Origin of the sequence: Enterococcus sp. 5H (assembly GCF_028128615.1) — a bacterium.
Taxonomy (GTDB): domain Bacteria; phylum Bacillota; class Bacilli; order Lactobacillales; family Enterococcaceae; genus Enterococcus_L.
In genome coordinates this window covers 362,216-379,744 of the sequence record NZ_AMDP01000019.1, presented here as the reverse complement: position 1 = coordinate 379,744, position 17,529 = coordinate 362,216, and the positions used below count along the sequence as shown (strand labels likewise).

Annotated in this window: 14 protein-coding genes; 3 read left to right on the top strand and 11 right to left on the bottom strand. The window is 37.7% G+C overall.

Going from position 1 to position 17,529, the window contains the following annotated elements; genetic code table 11:
- Positions 1-3 precede the first annotated feature (3 nt).
- The 9 genes from C240_RS07790 to rpsL all read right to left on the bottom strand — a co-directional run bounded on the left by C240_RS07790 (position 4) and on the right by rpsL (position 13,033).
- The gene (locus tag C240_RS07790; RefSeq protein ID WP_271493476.1) at positions 4-810 is read right to left on the bottom strand and encodes a WxL domain-containing protein; all 807 of its coding nucleotides are present in this window, start codon (positions 808-810) and stop codon (positions 4-6) included.
- Positions 811-836: 26 nt separating this feature from the next.
- Entirely contained in the window at positions 837-1,193 is a 357-nt protein-coding gene (locus C240_RS07785) for an LPXTG cell wall anchor domain-containing protein (RefSeq protein WP_271493472.1), read from the bottom strand.
- A 13-nt stretch (positions 1,194-1,206) separates the two neighbouring features.
- Positions 1,207-5,766 carry a hypothetical protein gene (locus tag C240_RS07780; protein WP_271493469.1) on the bottom strand — a complete coding sequence of 1,520 codons (4,560 nt, stop codon included), beginning with the start codon at positions 5,764-5,766 and terminating at the stop codon, positions 1,207-1,209.
- Between the two features lie 142 nt (positions 5,767-5,908).
- The gene (locus tag C240_RS07775) at positions 5,909-6,568 is read right to left on the bottom strand and encodes a response regulator transcription factor (RefSeq protein WP_271493466.1); all 660 of its coding nucleotides are present in this window, start codon (positions 6,566-6,568) and stop codon (positions 5,909-5,911) included.
- Between the two features lie 222 nt (positions 6,569-6,790).
- Complete coding sequence (locus C240_RS07770; protein ID WP_271493463.1) at positions 6,791-7,900, bottom strand: tyrosine-type recombinase/integrase; 1,110 nt, start codon at positions 7,898-7,900, stop codon at positions 6,791-6,793.
- A 689-nt stretch (positions 7,901-8,589) separates the two neighbouring features.
- Positions 8,590-9,777, bottom strand: coding sequence for an elongation factor Tu (tuf, locus tag C240_RS07765; RefSeq protein ID WP_271493460.1), 1,188 nt, complete (start codon positions 9,775-9,777; stop codon positions 8,590-8,592).
- 139 nt (positions 9,778-9,916) lie between these two features.
- A complete protein-coding gene (gene fusA / locus C240_RS07760) occupies positions 9,917-12,004 on the bottom strand; it encodes an elongation factor G (RefSeq protein ID WP_271493457.1) in 2,088 nt (695 codons plus the stop codon).
- 82 nt (positions 12,005-12,086) lie between these two features.
- Positions 12,087-12,557, bottom strand: a complete 471-nt coding sequence (gene rpsG, locus C240_RS07755) for a 30S ribosomal protein S7 (protein ID WP_010761695.1) — start codon at positions 12,555-12,557, stop codon at positions 12,087-12,089.
- Between the two features lie 56 nt (positions 12,558-12,613).
- Positions 12,614-13,033: a 30S ribosomal protein S12 gene (gene rpsL, locus C240_RS07750; RefSeq protein WP_010761696.1), complete on the bottom strand. Its 420-nt coding sequence runs from the start codon at positions 13,031-13,033 to the stop codon at positions 12,614-12,616.
- 403 nt (positions 13,034-13,436) lie between these two features.
- Between rpsL and rpiA the strand changes: the two genes are divergently transcribed.
- The 3 genes from rpiA to C240_RS07735 all read left to right on the top strand — a co-directional run bounded on the left by rpiA (position 13,437) and on the right by C240_RS07735 (position 15,678).
- Positions 13,437-14,114: a ribose-5-phosphate isomerase RpiA gene (gene rpiA, locus C240_RS07745; protein ID WP_271493431.1), complete on the top strand. Its 678-nt coding sequence runs from the start codon at positions 13,437-13,439 to the stop codon at positions 14,112-14,114.
- 115 nt (positions 14,115-14,229) lie between these two features.
- Positions 14,230-14,808 (top strand): recombinase family protein, encoded by a 579-nt coding sequence (locus C240_RS07740; RefSeq protein ID WP_271493428.1) that lies wholly within the window; start codon positions 14,230-14,232, stop codon positions 14,806-14,808.
- A gap of 183 nt (positions 14,809-14,991) precedes the next feature.
- The gene (locus tag C240_RS07735; protein WP_271493426.1) at positions 14,992-15,678 is read left to right on the top strand and encodes a 2,3-diphosphoglycerate-dependent phosphoglycerate mutase; all 687 of its coding nucleotides are present in this window, start codon (positions 14,992-14,994) and stop codon (positions 15,676-15,678) included.
- 53 nt (positions 15,679-15,731) lie between these two features.
- On the opposite strand, the gene C240_RS07730 is transcribed toward C240_RS07735, so the two are convergent.
- Positions 15,732-16,070, bottom strand: a complete 339-nt coding sequence (locus C240_RS07730) for a hypothetical protein (RefSeq protein ID WP_271493423.1) — start codon at positions 16,068-16,070, stop codon at positions 15,732-15,734.
- Positions 16,071-16,101: 31 nt separating this feature from the next.
- On the bottom strand, positions 16,102-17,292 hold the full coding sequence (locus C240_RS07725) for an iron-containing alcohol dehydrogenase (RefSeq protein ID WP_271493420.1): 1,191 nt from the start codon (positions 17,290-17,292) through the stop codon (positions 16,102-16,104).
- Positions 17,293-17,529 lie beyond the last annotated feature (237 nt).

Genomic DNA, 17,529 nt, shown 5'->3' with positions numbered 1-17,529 from the left:
TTTTTAGTTAGTTGGTGTAGCTGCTAATGTCCAAGTTAATGTTGAACGGTAGCTTTTATCTGCTTTAGGTTGTGCTGTAACTGGTACAGATAATTGAACACCAGCATTTTCTTTTAATGTCGTTTTATCCGTATCTGCTCCCCAAGATACTGCCCAAGTTCCTTGACCTTTACCAGCTTCTGCATTCAAGACAGTATATGGTGAACCAGTTCCTAAAATATCCACACCTGTGCTTAAAGCAGTTGGCGCTAAAGCAGCAGCTTCTGTTGTAGTTGTATCACCAATGATTTGCGCTTCATTTAAAGTAATGCTTGCACCATTCAATGTTACTTCTGGTGAAACTTTTTCTCCATCTCCATCTAATTCATAAAAAGGAGTTCCTGCAACTGCAACATTCCAACCTGCGTTTGTTCCACGGTTATCTGTTACTTGTAAAAAGTTCGCTAATCCAGTTGTTGGAGTTGTTCCGTCTTTCCAAGTTAATGTTGTTGGAGCTGAGAAAGCTGTCATTGTTGAGCTGCCGATTTTAATTTCGCCAAATTTGAAATTTGACACCCAATTGATATTGAATGATTTCGTTCCATTACCACCGTTACCGTTATCGCCAGGTTCTACTTCTTTTCCAGGTTCAGTTGGTTTCGTCGGATCTACAACTTCGGGAGTTTCTGGGTTTACTGGGTCTTTATCTTCTACAAATTTTACATCTGCGTCTGTAGAAGCTACTGGATCAGCAGCTTGCGCAAATGGCGCTCCTAAAGTTACTGCACTAAACATTACTAAACCTAAACTCATTAATTTGATTGATTTCATTATAATTATCTCTCCATATTCTTTTTTTATTTATTTTTGTGTTGCTCTTTCCTACGTTTGTAATAAAACAGTACAAGTACTGCACCGATTAAGAACATCCCCGTCAGACTAAGTCCAGCAGTAACAAGTTCTCCGGTATTCAATAATTTTCCTGATTGACCGCCAACAGGTTTTATTGTTGCTGGCGGTACTTTTTCAGGGGTTTTTCCTTCAGGTATTTCTTCTGATTCGCTAGATGACGTTGGTGTATAGTCGTTTTCAAATCTTATACCTACTTGACTATCCATTTCTGCACTTTCAGCTCCTAACACCACATTAGGCGTTACAAGAACGAGAAGGAACGTACTAAGGAAGACAATTACATACTTTATTCTTTTCTTCATCCCATCGTCCCTCCTATTCTGTAGGTGCATTCGTTAAAATCATGTCTACTCGGCTGCTATAGGTCGCATCTTTGTCAATCGCTCCTGATGGCACTTGCAAGAAGAAACCTTCATCCACGTTCCACGACACGAGATTATTCGCACTTGGAGTATCTTTTTGGTAAATCGTTTGAAAATCTTCATTTAAGGTTAAGTTGCTACCTGTTTGTTTCAATTGAAGAGCAGCTCCTTTAAGCTCTTTGACATTTCCTTCGCTACCTGTCTCGAACGGATTTTCCATTTTAGCCTGGATGACCCAGCCATTTTTAACTAAGCGGCTATCAAGTACTGTAAAGCCCCAATTTGGATCTGTTCGTTTAATTTCTTGTGTGTGCGACTTAATTTTTTGCGTTCCAAAACTCAATGGCGCAAGTGGTTCAACAATTTGTAATTCTGGTCCTGAACCGATGAATGTAACATCATAAGCGTATTTCAAGTATTTATCACTTGTAGTAGTTGTTGATTCAGTTACGTAAACACTACCTGTGTCTTCTTCACCAACTGCTAAATTCAACTTAGGATAGGTTTTAAACCCAGCTGATGTTACTCTGGTATAATTTGTTCCTGGTACACCGTTTGGCAGAGTGAAGTACGAACTAATGCTTGGGTAGCTATCATCATATCCTGTTTGCGTACTTGTTAATTCAGAAGAAATCGAAATATCTTTTGCATCTAATTGATTGAAGTACAATGGAACAAATCCTGTTTTTGTTACAACCACAAAGATTGTTTCATCATTAGGTACTCCACCTAATAATTCTGTTGGACCGATATTATTTGTATACAAAGCACGCTGCCCATCTTTCACATAGAGACGAAGAATATCACCATAGTTGACAGCCAACTGACCATCAGTTCCAAATGTATCCACTAATTGGGCTGGTGTATTTGTTCCTAAACCTTGGAAAGTCACATCTCCTGCAATATTTGGTCCATCGGTTACTTCTTTGGCATTGTTAACACCCGTTCCTTGTGCTGACAGATCATAATGCGTAATTTGATAATAAGGTTGTGCTCCCATAGCGCTGGATAATGGTGTTCCTTCATTTGCTTTTGGTAAATTTCCATATCCAGAGACAAGTCTTGGCGTTCCAGCACTATCTTCATGAATTGATAATGCGAAACTTGATTGCGCATTTGGTGTGTTCACATTTGTATTACTACCACCAAATGCAATTGCATTCCCCCATGTCACCATAACTGGCACTTCAACTTCTACTGTATTAGATGGATTTTGATTATCTGTGACTTTCACCAGCATTGGTACTGTTGGTTCCGGTGCTTTTGTTATGCGCTTCGTCGTTGGCGCCTCAAGCAGTGTCACAGAATAGTCAGTGATCTCGGTATCATCTACTCGTACTTGATTAACAGCTGTTTTTAATCGTGCTGCTGTCCAGTGCTCTGCTCCTGTTCCTAATGTCACATTCTGCAAAACTCCAATAGCATCTAAGCCAGAACCAACTGTAATATTGATTGTTGTCTGGGCCGTTGTTGAACCTTTCGTTGCACGTATTGTTGCTGTATACGTACCAGAATCAGACATTGGCGTTAACGTAGTAGCTGTAACAGAGAGTGTGATATCGGTTGTTAATCCAGTGGTATTGTCCCAGCCGATAGCATTTGAATTTTTTAAAATCATTTGCTTGATTTGCTCTTCTGTCGCATTTGTTAGTCCACTTTTTCTTATCGTGAAATCATTTGCAGCAACGGTTAGACCAGTAGTTGGCGGCACAACTGTTGTAACATTTAATGGTACTTCAATAATTTTTGTCTGTGTCGGTTCATCGCTATCCGTCATGCGAACTTTAATGTATTGCAGGCCAGCTTTAGAAGTATCTGGTGTACCATCTACAAATTCATATACTGCTGTATGCCCCGGTAGAATGATTGGATCTTTGACTAATGAAGCAGCTGTTTTTGTCCAAGTTGCATCTTTTCTGATTGATTGAGCAATTGGTGTAGCACCTAAGTTATAAACTTTAACATTCACTGTATAGTCGACAGAAGGTAGACCTTGCATTGGTCCAGGAGCTTCATTAATCGCGACCATCCCTGTCGTATAGGTTTTGATTGACCCCGACACATCATTCAAGACAGATGGTAAGGTGTCTCTAGGAATAGATAAGTGCCCTGTTGCTGTTTTATTTGCAGTAGAAGTAAACGGCATGGTTGCTTCTTGCCCATTCGGATACGTTACATATACTGTTCCGTAATCCGTAGCGGTTGGAATCTCACTTAGCGTATAGTCTGTTTCAAAACTACTGCGACTATCGTCTTGATAAATATTCCAGGTCTCTGGCGTTGCCTTCAGTTGCATATATGGTAATTCATTTCCAGCAAATACTTGATAACCGGTTTTTAGTGCGCTATCTTGCGGGATTGATTTCCACGGTGCACCTAACTGATAGGCTGTATCCACACCAGTAGCGATGGGAACACCTGCAGCGATATTTTGAACCTCAGTTCCGGTTTTAGCAAAATCATTTCCGAAATAGTTTGTCCCTGCACTAACCCCAATATTGCCATAAGCTCCTGCAATATATTTCGTATAATCAGATAACCAATTCCCTTGAGCATCTTTTAAACGAATCGTAAATCGCTTACTAGCGTTTGGCTGCATATAAAAACCACTATTATTTCCTAATGAATAAATAGGTACACTATCATTTAAATAGTCTGTATCCACACTTTCTAACATTGAGAAATTGCGAGCACCTGTTTGTAAGTTATACATTTTCAGTTCAATTGAAAAATTTAGGTTTCGAGCTAAACTCAAATCATAGACATACATAATTTGATTAGCGGAGTCTAATAGTATTTGTTTCAACGAATTGCCTTTACGTAGAAAATATTTATCCGTCAGTTGAGTAAAATTGTTACGTCCTAATCCATTGTTTCTACTCCAAGCTTTATCACCATATAATGCTGTTGAACCAACACCAGGAATATCAGCAATTCGACCATTACCAGCACTAAAAATATAGCCTTTTCCATCACTATCTCGAATAATAAATCCGTCATTAGTTGTTGCACCATCAATTCCTCGTCCTGGAAAGCCCATTTTAGACTGGTTAATTGGATTGGTAATCGTCCCTTCGGCTGAGCCTAGCGGAATATTTTTCCACTCATCGATACCTTCTCCAGCGAACACATCATCTGGCGCTACTAGAACTTTGATGACAGACGTTAGCGTCTCTGCACCTCTCGTAATAGTAACCGTTATATCGCCAACTCCTCGGTAAGCTTGAGAAATAGTAGAACCTGTTACTCTGACAGCTAAATCTTCTCCAGTTGTCAGTTCCCACGCTTTAGGACTCAATTTACTGGTAAGCAAAGATATAATCTGAGGTACTGTTTTCCCTTTAATCTCAGCGGTACTAAGTGCAGTCGGATTATAGCTCAACCCAACTTTCCCATCAACCGTTAATGCTTGGTCAGGTGCTGTTACTGTAATCGGTAGTGGAATAATCGTATTAATTTGCGGATTAGCTTTATCCGTCATTTTTACATAGCCCCAATGGAAACCTATTTCACTGGACTTAAAAGTATTGACTGGCTCAGTCTGTTCACCATCAATTGTCACCCATTCATAGGTTGCATTAGCAGCTATGGCACTAGTTACCGTTCGATATCCACTAAATAAATTAGCAGCATTGGTTCCCATATCTGCTGGAAAATCTATCCCTACTGTAAAATAATAGGGGGACTTAATATTAGCACCAAAAACAATCACGTTTTTATTCGTTGTCCCTGCTGTACCTTCAAAATCTACGCTGAATGTCGCTGTATACGCACCAACTGCATTATTTTTAGTTGTTGTAGCAGTAACAGTCGTTTCAACAGGTTCGCCTGTGCTTAAATCCCAAGCATGAGCGTTACTCTTTGCTTTGATCAGCTCTTTCAACTCATTATCGCTTTTACCAGCTGTTTCATTTGGATATAGAATGATTTGTCCGTTGAACATATCCGTTTGAAGGGCAACTTTATTAGACACTAGGAGAGTTGTATCACTATTTGTCACAGTTACTGGAATCGGCACTCGAATACTAGTCAAGTTATACATTTCAGTAATCTCAACATAGATCGTTTGAAAACCAGCTTCAGCACTACTTGGTATGACTGGTTCACCAGCTTCCGTCACATAGTCCCAAGCAATCCCAAATCCTGGTTGGGGAATTACCAGACCTGTAACTAATTTGTTCAATTCCGTTTGCGAACTGCCTGCTGCTGGAAACGCTGCATTTTGCTGCATTGTGAAAACTTTCGGTTCAGCGGTCAGACCTTCTTCATTAGAAACAAGCGGCATTGGTTGAGCTGCACGATTAATAGGTGCGGCAACTTCATCATTCTGGACCGGTTGCTTTTCCTCAACTGGCTGTTCTTTTGCATCACTTTTGTTTTCTTGCTTCGGCGCAGCTGAAAGGTTGGTTGTTTGCCATTGCCAAGTTCCAACTACTGCTAATACGATTGCCAATGTGCTTATTAGTAAAAGAGTTTTCTTAAATTTAGGATTATTTTGTTTTAATTGCTTCATTATTTTCTTTCACCTCCATTATTTTGATATTCCTCATTGGACAAACCATTTTATAGGTCACCTCCTCAACGTAAGGTGGTTTAAATTTGATCAATCGTATCTCCTCCTCAAATGTGTTTCATTAAATCTACTAACCTCACTTTTATGTAGTCGTCAGCATATATCCTTTGGAGCGAACAGTTATCACATCTACAGCACTTTCTTTTACTTTTTTTCTTAAAAGAAACGCTAAGTTGGAAATTCGATATTGTTGATCGCCAACGCTATTTTTCCAGATATATTTACGAATTTCTTCATAACTGACTACATTTTCAATGTTTTGATGCAAAAGTTCGATAAGTTGAAATTCTGATTTTGTCAATCGAATCGGTTCATCATTGACGATCACGCTTAAGCTATTTGGATCAAGTTCAACTGTTAGCTTATGATCTTTAGGTCTGTTATTGATTCTCTTTAGTCCGTTTAAAAGTAAGGAAGCTACCTCATCTGGTTCACTATCTTTTCCTACTAGACCATCAATACCAAGCTTCGTATAAATTTTTCTATTTAGTTTTGGCAACTGTTCAGAAACGATCCAAATCAGTGTCTCAGACTGATTTCGAACATAAACTAGTAACTCACAAATCGTTTCTGTAAATTTATTCTCATCATCTTGAATAACTATTGCATCCAACTGACTTATTTCTTTAAGATCTATTTGGTCATAATCAAATATTTGTACATCACGAAAAGTAAGTTCTAATGCACTAGCATGATCTTTATCTAAATTAGTACTTAGCGGTAAATACCCAATTGTATACATAAATTTTTCCTCATTTCGATTCCATTGATTATTTTTTTCAATTATTTATTTCCTATGTTAAAATAGAGTTGTGCGTGTATTTGGCGCTTTTTTTCTTTTAAAATCCTCGCTAATAAATATCTCAAATGCAATTAATTCAAGATACTATTCGCCTCACCCTATATTCCATCTACGTTTCATTTATTGTTGACGGCTTTGTTGACGGCTTCTCTTTTGAAAAATTTAAACGCCCAAGCTTTTGTCAACTTTTTTTAGAGCCGATTGTCTGCTTTCCCACAAAGAATCTGTGTATGTGTCGAGTGTCATTTTTACCGAAGAATGTCCTAATATTTTACTTAGCGTTGCAATATCCGCGCCTTGTTCAAGACATCTAGTTGCGAATGTGTGCCGTAAGCTATGAAAACTGACTGGATTAATTCCAGAATGTTTAAGAACTTTTTTAAAGCGGTAGCTGATAATTCGTGGTTCAGTAAAATCTCCTTTGCAATTGACTACATAATTTCCTATCGCAGCTTGTTTCCTTTTATGAAGGTACTTTTTAAGATTTGTTGCAAGCGGTATTGCTCGTAATGACGTTTGTGTTTTAGGTAGATCAATCAATATTTCTGTTTTCCCTGCCATTGTGGTTGAAGGAATTCTAGAGATCGTCCGGCGAACATAAATAATATTTTCGCTCCAATCTATATCCGTCCAGCGTAACCCGCTAATTTCACCAATTCTCATTCCTGTGTACAGAGCAATAATGATTGCTGAGCTTTCTTCTTCTAAAAGAGCAGCTTGTTCTAGTTTTTTCTGATCTTTTGCAGAAAGTGCATGGACTGATGATTTTTGAGCGGACGGCAATAGTAGATGTTTACATGGGTTTTGATAAATTTTCTCTTCCCGAATCGCTTCTTTAATAGCGCTTTTCAGCAAATTTACTATATTTTGAATAGTGCTGTTTGATAAATGATTTGAAGCCAAGTAGCGAACAAAAGCTTCTATATCTTGTCTTTTTAAGTCTTTCAATTGGATGTTTCCGAAAAACGGGATGATATGCTTTTCTGTTTTCCCTCTATAATTAGAGTATGTTGACAATTTAATCGTGTCTTTTATTGAATGTTCTAACCAATAAATCATCCATTCGGCTACTGTACCGTAGTAGTTGTATTCATCTTGACTCAAAATAAGATATTGCGCTTTTTTAATGGAAAGTTTTTCCTTTACTTCGGAATAACATTTTCCATAAACATAACCATATATGATACGGCCTTGCTCATTTCTGTTTTTTGTAAAACGTCCTTCCCAGCGTCCATCTTTTCGTTTATAGATGTTTTCGCCTTTTTTTACCAAGATGATCCCTCCAATTCATATGAAATTTGACGGTTATGTTGACGGCTAATAGCTCCTCGTTGAAGCGAATAAATCAAGTATCGACCTAATATATCGTATTTTTTTATTTTTTTTATCAAAAAATTTTAGTTTTAGTGAAAAACATGATAGAAAATAAGCTAGACTAGCATATATAAATAGGGTACAATCAATTCAATCAAATATTGTTATATATTTTATATCTTGAATTAATTGCATTTGAGATATTATTCCTTTATTTACCCTACTTTATTTACAATCATCAATTTCTATTACAAGCTTTTTTTGATGGATGATCGTTATTTTTTTCGAGATGTTTTTATGTAAATCAAGCTTGTAAAGTAATATTACTATATTAAAAAAAAGCGCATCGGACATTAAAACGCTTTCATTTAACATTAGATCTTTTTTTGTATAAATCTTCATTATAATTTATATATTGCTTGCTAGATCAAAGATATTAGTACTTTTTAAATAACTTATATAAGAAAAAAGCAGTCCCTGTTATAAGAGCTTCCAAAAATCAGATTTTTGGCGTTATTACAACACAGACTGCTTTTTTATTTTGATATTTTTATATGTACAAAAAAAGACGAAGGGAAATCCCTTCGTCTTACGTCCGAGTACGCCAGTTGTTTAGACTGGTTTTGTTGCTTTATATTAATCTGTAATTATTTAACGATTTCAGATACAACGCCTGAACCAACAGTACGTCCGCCTTCACGAATAGAGAAACGAGTTCCGTCTTCGATAGCGATTGGGTGGATTAATTCAACGTCCATTGCAACGTTATCACCAGGCATTACCATTTCAGTACCTTCTGGTAAATCAACTACACCAGTAACGTCAGTTGTACGGAAGTAGAACTGAGGACGGTAGTTAGTGAAGAATGGAGTGTGACGTCCGCCTTCTTCTTTAGATAAAACATAAACTTCAGCTTTAAATTTTGTATGTGGAGTGATTGTAGCTGGTTTAGCTAATACTTGTCCACGTTCAATATCTTCACGAGCTACACCACGTAATAACGCACCGATGTTGTCGCCAGCTTCAGCGTAATCTAATAATTTACGGAACATTTCAACACCTGTAACAGTTGTTTTAGATGTTTCTTCTTTGATACCTACGATTTCAACTTCGTCACCAACGCGAACTTCTCCACGTTCAACACGACCAGTTGCAACAGTACCACGACCAGTAATTGAGAATACATCCTCAACTGGCATCATGAATGGTTTTTCAGTATCACGAGCTGGAGTTGGGATATACTCATCAACAGCTGTCATTAATTCCATGATTTTTTCTTCATAAGACTCTTCGCCTTCTAAAGCTTTCAAAGCAGAACCAGCGATAACAGGAGTGTCATCACCTGGGAAGTCGTATTCAGATAATAAATCACGAACTTCCATTTCTACTAATTCTAATAATTCTTCGTCATCAACCATATCCATTTTGTTTAAGAAAACAACGATGTATGGTACACCAACGTTACGTGATAACAAGATGTGCTCACGAGTTTGAGGCATAGGACCATCAGCAGCAGATACTACTAAGATAGCTCCATCCATTTGTGCAGCACCAGTAATCATGTTTTTAACGTAATCCGCGTGTCCTGGGCAGTCCACGTGAGCGTAGTGACGTACGTCAGTTTCATATTCGATATGAGAAGTGTTGATTGTGATACCACGTTCTTTTTCTTCTGGAGCGTTATCGATATCAGCATAGTTTTGAGCTTCACCGCCACCGTGTTTAGCTAACACAGTTGCAATTGCAGCAGTTAATGTAGTTTTACCATGGTCAACGTGTCCAATAGTACCAATGTTTACATGGGGTTTAGAACGGTCAAATTTTTCTTTAGCCATTTTAAATGTTCCTCCTAAAATATATGAATTTTATTTTATTTGATAGATAGTAACAACTACCTGATCATCTTTAACTATTTTAACCGAAATCCTCAAAAAATCCTAGTCTTAGATAAGTAAATACTTACTTTCTTAACTATTAAGCGTTGTTGCCGCCATTTTTCTTGATGATTTCTTCTTGTACAGATTTTGGTACATCTTCATAGTGGTCAAATACCATCATAAACGTACCGCGACCTTGTGTTGCTGAACGTAATGTTGTAGCATAACCAAACATTTCAGCTAAAGGAATCATCGCATTAACGATTTGTGAATTACCGTGTGCTTCCATTCCTTCAACACGTCCACGACGACTTGTAACGTGTCCCATGATATCACCTAAGTAATCTTCTGGTACAGTGATCGTTACTTTCATCATTGGTTCTAAGATAACTGGATTAGCTTTCTTAGCAGCCGCACGTAGAGCCATAGAAGCTGCTACACGGAACGCTGTTTCATTTGAATCGACATCATGGTATGAACCATCATAAAGTTTTGCTTTAATATCAACTAATGGGTATCCAGCAAGAACACCGTTATTCATTGATTCAGCTAAACCTTTTTCAACCGCTGGGATGTATTCACGTGGAACCACACCACCGACGATAGCATTTTCAAATTCAAAACCTTTTCCTTCTTCGTTTGGAGTAAATTCAACCCAGACATGTCCGTATTGACCTTTACCACCAGACTGACGTACAAACTTACCTTCTGCCTGAGTAACAGGAGCACGGAAAGTTTCACGGTAAGATACTTGAGGTGCACCAACGTTAGCTTCAACCTTGAACTCACGTCTCATACGGTCTACTAATACGTCTAAGTGCAATTCGCCCATACCAGAGATAACTGTTTCACCAGTTTCAACGTTTGTTTCAACGCGGAATGACGGATCTTCTTCTGCAAGTTTTTGCAAAGCAATACCCATTTTATCTTGGTCAGCTTTTGATTTTGGCTCAACAGCAACTTGGATAACCGGTTCTGGGAACTCGATTGATTCAAGAATAACAGGTGAGTCAATCGCACATAAAGTATCCCCAGTTGTTGTATCTTTCAATCCAACAGCTGCTGCGATATCTCCTGAAAACACTTTGTCAATTTCTTTACGTGTATTCGCGTGCATTTGTAGAATACGACCGATACGTTCTTTTTTGCCTTTAGAAGCGTTCAATACGTATGAACCACTTTCAAGGACACCAGAATATACACGGAAGAAAGTTAGACGTCCAACGAATGGATCAGTCATAACTTTAAATGCTAAAGATGCAAAAGGTGCCTCGTCATCAGCAGGACGAGTAGTTTCTTCGTCTGTTTTTGTATCGATCCCTTTAATTGCATCAATATCAAGTGGTGATGGTAAGTAATCAAGAACAGCATCAAGCATTAATTGAACACCTTTGTTTTTAAACGCAGATCCAGCCATAACTGGGAAAAATTCAACATTGATTGTTGCTTGGCGGATACCCGCTTTTAATTCTTCGATTGAGATTTCTTCACCATCAAGATATTTCATCATTAGGTCTTCATCAGTTTCAGCAACAGCTTCAACTAATTTTTCACGCCATTCAACTGCTTGATCCATATATTCTTCTGGAATTTCAGTTTCTTGGATGTCTGTACCTAAGTCATTTGTATAAATTTCAGCTTTCATCGTAATTAAGTCGATGATCCCTGTAAAGTTATCTTCAGCACCAATTGGTAATTGGATTGGATGAGCATTAGCTTGTAAACGATCATGTAATGAGTTTACAGAGTATAAGAAATCCGCACCGATTTTGTCCATTTTATTACAGAAAACAACTCGTGGAACTTTATATTCAGTTGCTTGACGCCAAACTGTTTCAGTTTGAGGCTCCACACCTGATTGTGAATCAAGAACGGTTACTGCACCATCTAATACACGTAGTGAACGTTGAACTTCAATAGTGAAATCCACGTGCCCAGGAGTGTCGATGATATTTACACGGTAACCTTTCCATTCAGCAGTTGTAGCTGCAGATGTGATAGTGATACCACGTTCTTGCTCTTGTTCCATCCAGTCCATTTGTGATGCACCTTCGTGCGTTTCACCAATTTTATGGATTTTACCAGTGTAATATAGGATACGTTCTGTTGTTGTAGTTTTACCCGCATCAACATGAGCCATGATACCAATATTACGAGTTTTTTCTAAAGAAAATTCTCTTGCCATTCTAGGTTGTTCTCCTCTCTTTATTTAAATCGATTGTAAAGTGACTGTCTGTTGTAAATTTAAACTACATACAGAGAGGATCTTACCAACGATAATGTGCAAACGCACGGTTAGCATCAGCCATTTTATGTGTGTCTTCACGTTTTTTAACAGAAGCACCAGTGTTATTGGCAGCATCCATGATTTCTTTCGCTAGACGTTGTTCCATAGTATGTTCACCGCGTAGGCGAGCATAGTTAACAACCCAACGTAAACCTAAAGTTGTACGACGTTCTGGACGAACTTCAACTGGTACTTGATAGTTAGAACCCCCAACACGGCGAGCTTTTACTTCTAAGACAGGCATAACGTTTTTCATTGCTTGTTCGAAAACTTCCAATGGATCGTTACCTGTAGATTCTTTGATGATATCAAATGAATTATAGATAATATTAGCAGCAATCCCGCGTTTTCCATCAACCATTACACGGTTGATTAAGCGAGTTACTAATTTTGAGTTATAAATTGGATCTGGTAAAACATCACGTTTTGTAACAGGACCTTTACGTGGCATCCGTAACTCCTCCTTCCGAAAATTCTTTATTGTATAATACCTTAGTGATTGTCAAATTATTTAGCTGCTTTAGGCATTTTAGTACCATATTTAGAGCGGCTTTGTTTACGATCTGTAACACCGGCTGTATCAAGCGCACCACGTACGATATGATAACGTACCCCTGGTAAATCTTTTACACGTCCACCGCGTAATAATACCACGCTATGTTCTTGTAAGTTGTGACCAATACCTGGGATATAAGCTGTTACTTCGATTAAGTTAGACAAACGAACACGGGCATATTTACGTAAAGCCGAGTTAGGTTTTTTTGGTGTCATAGTTCCCACACGCGTACAAACCCCACGCTTTTGTGGTGAGTTTACGTTAGTTTGAGATTTTTTAAAGCTATTATATCCTTTGTTCAACGCTGGTGAATTAGATTTTTCCACCTTTGATTTACGAGGTTTACGTACTAATTGATTAATTGTAGGCATTCCTTGTTTCCTCCTTCCTCATTTCGCATCTAGTCCCACACATCCAGGTGGTTCTTTTTTTGCGATAAAAAATAATGCAGTCTCTGCACTCTTTATCAAATATGCTTTGATAGACAGTCAGCACGTCTCTATAGAGAGACCTGTAGATAAAGCACCTTTGATAGAATATCATATTTACACTGGAGTGTCAACCGTTTTTAGGGAATCTAACGTATTGATGTTCGCACATTTTCTCATACAAATTCATTCCATTTTTTGTAGACTATTTTTAATTTCTACTATTATAAGGAATTATCGCTATATCCTCACTTTAAAAAGCCTAGTTTCAAGCTAATAGAACTCTATCTTTTTTTCTTATTAACGTGTAAAATGTGTATGAGAATTGAACAGGAGGACGAACAAAATGAACCTTAAGCAACAAGCAGGTATTGAAGCAGCTAGTCATGTCAAAGATGGGATGATCGTCGGTCTTGGAACTGGCTCAACTGCCAAATATATGGTAGATGAAATTGGTCGCAGAGTGAAAGAAGAAGGACTTTCTATCATTGGTGTTACCACGTCAAATGCCACAGAAAAACAAGCCTTAGAATTAGGAATTCCGCTTAAAGGTATTGATGAAGTACCTTATGTTGATTTAACGATTGATGGCGCAGATGAGATAAGCGCTGATTTCCAAGGAATCAAAGGTGGAGGGGCTGCATTACTATTCGAGAAAGTAGTTGCCTCATATTCAAAACAGTGTATTTGGATTGTCGATCAATCTAAACTAGTAGAAAAATTAGGTGCCTTTCCATTACCGATCGAAGTTGTACCTTATGGTCATCAACAATTAGTTCATTTATTTACCAAAAAGGGCTTCGACCCAACTTTACGCTTAGACGAATCAGGAAATATTTTAACAACTGATGGTGGTCATTATATTATCGATTTGCATTTAAAAGTTATAGAAGAGCCGATTGCTTTTGGTGAATATTTGGATTCACTTGTTGGAGTTGTTGAACATGGATTATTCTTAAATCTTGTTTCAACAGTTATTGTTGGTAAAGAATCCGGTGTGGAAACAATCCAAGCCTTAAGATAACTTTCCGTTTTCATTGCTTTTCAATTAAAAAAAGATGAAAAAGTGCTATCATTCTATTCATTTTTGTGCTACATTTTTAGTAACTTATACTACTTTTTTATTGAAAGGATACATCATGAAAACAATAGGTTATGCACGTACTACAATCACTGACAACGATTTATCTTCGCAGATCAACTGTTTGACTGATTTTGGATGTGACGAGATTTTTCACGAGGCTTATGAAGTTTCTACCAATGAACTCGTTACTTCAGAACTCGAAAATGTTTTATACGGTTTAGATAGCGGCGATACACTTGTCATTTGTCGTCTGAATCATTTGGGAAGATCCACTCGACAACTTACGGAGTTAAGCCAAAAATTTAAAGGTAGCGGCATTCACTTGGTTAGTCTTGCGGAAGAAATCGATACTCGCCAACCAATGGGGGATATTTATTTTAAATTAATGAATGGTTTAGCCACAATGGAATGTGACTTAATCAAAGAACGCACCTTAGTTGGTTTAAATAATGCCCGTAAAAAAGGGAAAATTGGCGGACGACCTAAAATCGACGGCCGAACAGTAAAGAAAATTCGCCACTTATATCATGAAAAGAAAGAAACAATTCAGTTTATTTCTTCAAAATGTAATGTCTCTGTCGGTACTTGCTACAAGTATATCAACCTATCTGAGGCAGAGGCTGCTAAGTTTTAAGCTTTAGATTTAATTAAGACCTGCAACAAAACTAACGCTAGTTTTTGTTGTAGGTCTTAAATTTATGTTCAGAAGCATACTTTTTACTTCCCACTAATTTACAATGGAAATCTATTGAAAAACGGTGTACAATAGAAAAGGAAATGAAAGTTTCAGAAACTACAACTCAAAGGAGAGCTATACATGCCAAAATTAGTTTTTTCTCGTCATGGACTTAGTGAGTGGAATGCGTTAAACCAATTTACTGGATGGGTTGACGTAGATTTAGCACCTGAAGGAATCGAAGAAGCCAAAGAAGGCGGACGTAAAATCAAAGAAGCTGGAATCGAATTTGATATTGCTTTCACTTCAGTTTTAACACGCGCAATCAAAACTTGTAACATCCTTTTGGAAAACTCAGATCAATTATGGGTACCTCAAGTAAAATCTTGGCGCTTAAACGAACGTCATTATGGTCAATTACAAGGTTTAAACAAAAAAGAAACTGCTGAAAAATACGGAGATGACCAAGTACACATCTGGCGTCGTTCTTACGACACACTTCCTCCACTATTGGAAGTAACAGATCCAGGTTCAGCAGCTAACGATCGTCGTTACGCAATGTTAGACAAACGTGATGTTCCAGGCGGAGAAAACTTAAAAGTTACGCTTGAACGTGCACTTCCATTCTGGCAAGACGAAATCGCACCTGCTTTACTAGACAACAAAACTGTTTTAGTAGCAGCTCACGGTAACTCTTTACGTGCATTAGCAAAACATATCGAAGGTATCTCTGATGAAGATATCATGGATCTTGAAATCCCTACAGGTCAACCACTTGTTTATGAATTAAACGATGATTTAACTGTAGCTAAAAAATACTATCTATAACATTAGATAGCAAAAAGCACTCGCCAATCTTCCGATTAGCGAGTGCTTTTTTATTATTTCGAGTTCAATTGCTTTTCTAAACGATCTAACCAAGTAGAAATTGTTGCTCGTTGTACAACAAATTCAAAGTCAGACATATTATATTGAGCATCATACTGCCCATCAGCAAACCTCACCATAATAGAAGATCTAATTTGCTCATCCAACGCATCTTTTTGCGTATCTTCTCGATAGAAAATCCAACTAGTCGCTTCGACATCGTTAGCTACCTCTAAATCCGTTTGAATAATTCCTTCGATTTCTTCTATTAAATCAGCTTGCTCTAAATCTTTAAAATAGCCATACCAAAGTGTACGGTTTTTCGAAAAAGTTTCATCAAATAATTGTTTCATTACTCAATTCTCCTTTCTTGAACATACGAAGTTAAATAAAACTTGATTCTGTTAATGATGCATGATAGATTGCTTCAACGTCTGCTTCTGTCAAAGGAACAAAAGCATCTGTTTTAATAGTGCTGTGGGCAACTGCTTGTTTCGCCATTTCAGCAAATTTTTGTTCATCAATCCCAACTTCTGGTAACGTCATCGGAATTCCACAGTTTTTAAAGAAATCGTATGTTGCTTGAATCCCTTTTTTAGCAGCAGTAAACTTATCCGAATCATTAATTCCCCAAACGTTTTGCGCAAACTGAACAAATTTGTCTACGGTTTGATCGTTAAGTACATACTCCATCCAGCGTGGAGTTAAAATCGCCAATCCAACGCCATGAGTAATATCGTAAAAAGCACTCAATTCATGTTCCATCGCATGACATGACCAAACACCATGTTTACCATTACGTGTTAAACCATTCAATGCCAAACTACTTGCCCACATTAGGTTTGCACGCGCATCATAATCGTTTGGTGTTTCAAGTGCCACTGGACAATTTTTAATCACAGCCCGCATGATTCCCTCTGATACAAAATCTTGAATATCCGTACCTTCTGTTACATTAAAGTAACTTTCAAACAAGTGACTCAAAATATCTGCTGAGCCTGCTGCGGTTTGATAAGCTGGTACCGTAAAAGTATTGGCCGGATCAAGGAAGGAAACTTTTGGCATCATCGCTGGACCGCCCACACCTAATTTTTGATTCGTCGCCATATTTGAAATTACAGCACCTGCATTCATTTCACTACCTGTTGCTGCTAAAGTCAAAATCGTTACTAACGGTAGAGCATCTCCTTGATAGCCTTTTCTACCTATGATAAATTCCCATGGATCTTCTTCACTATAAAAACCTGCTGCAATCACTTTCGAACAATCAATGGTCGAACCACCGCCGACTGCTAAAATGACATCAACTTGATTTTCACGACATAATTCAACACCGCGACGAACTGTTTCAATCCGAGGATTGGGTTCAACACCACTTAGTTCGACAATATTATTTTGGTTTTTCTCAAGTAAATCAATCACTTGATCATATAAACCATTTTTCTTGATACTACCACCGCCATAAACAATCAGCACTGTCTTTCCAAAAGTATCCAGCACTTGTGTTAATTCTGAAGCTAAACGATCTTTCCCAAAACGAATATCTGTTGGCACATAAAATCTAAAATTATCCAAAACGATTCCTCCATTCAAATTAGTTCTTCTACCATACTTTATCATAGATCAATGTTTTTGAAACGGTTCTTGATCTGCTATTGCTGATTGTTTGTATTGATTCTTTGCATCTACTAAGTATTGCGTTTATTAATTCTGTTGGTACTCGTTGTGTTTTTGCTTGTCTAGTATTGGTACGTCATCAGCTCTGCTTGGGCAATTGCTGTGATTTTTGGCGTAGGACACTTCGCTCGTTTC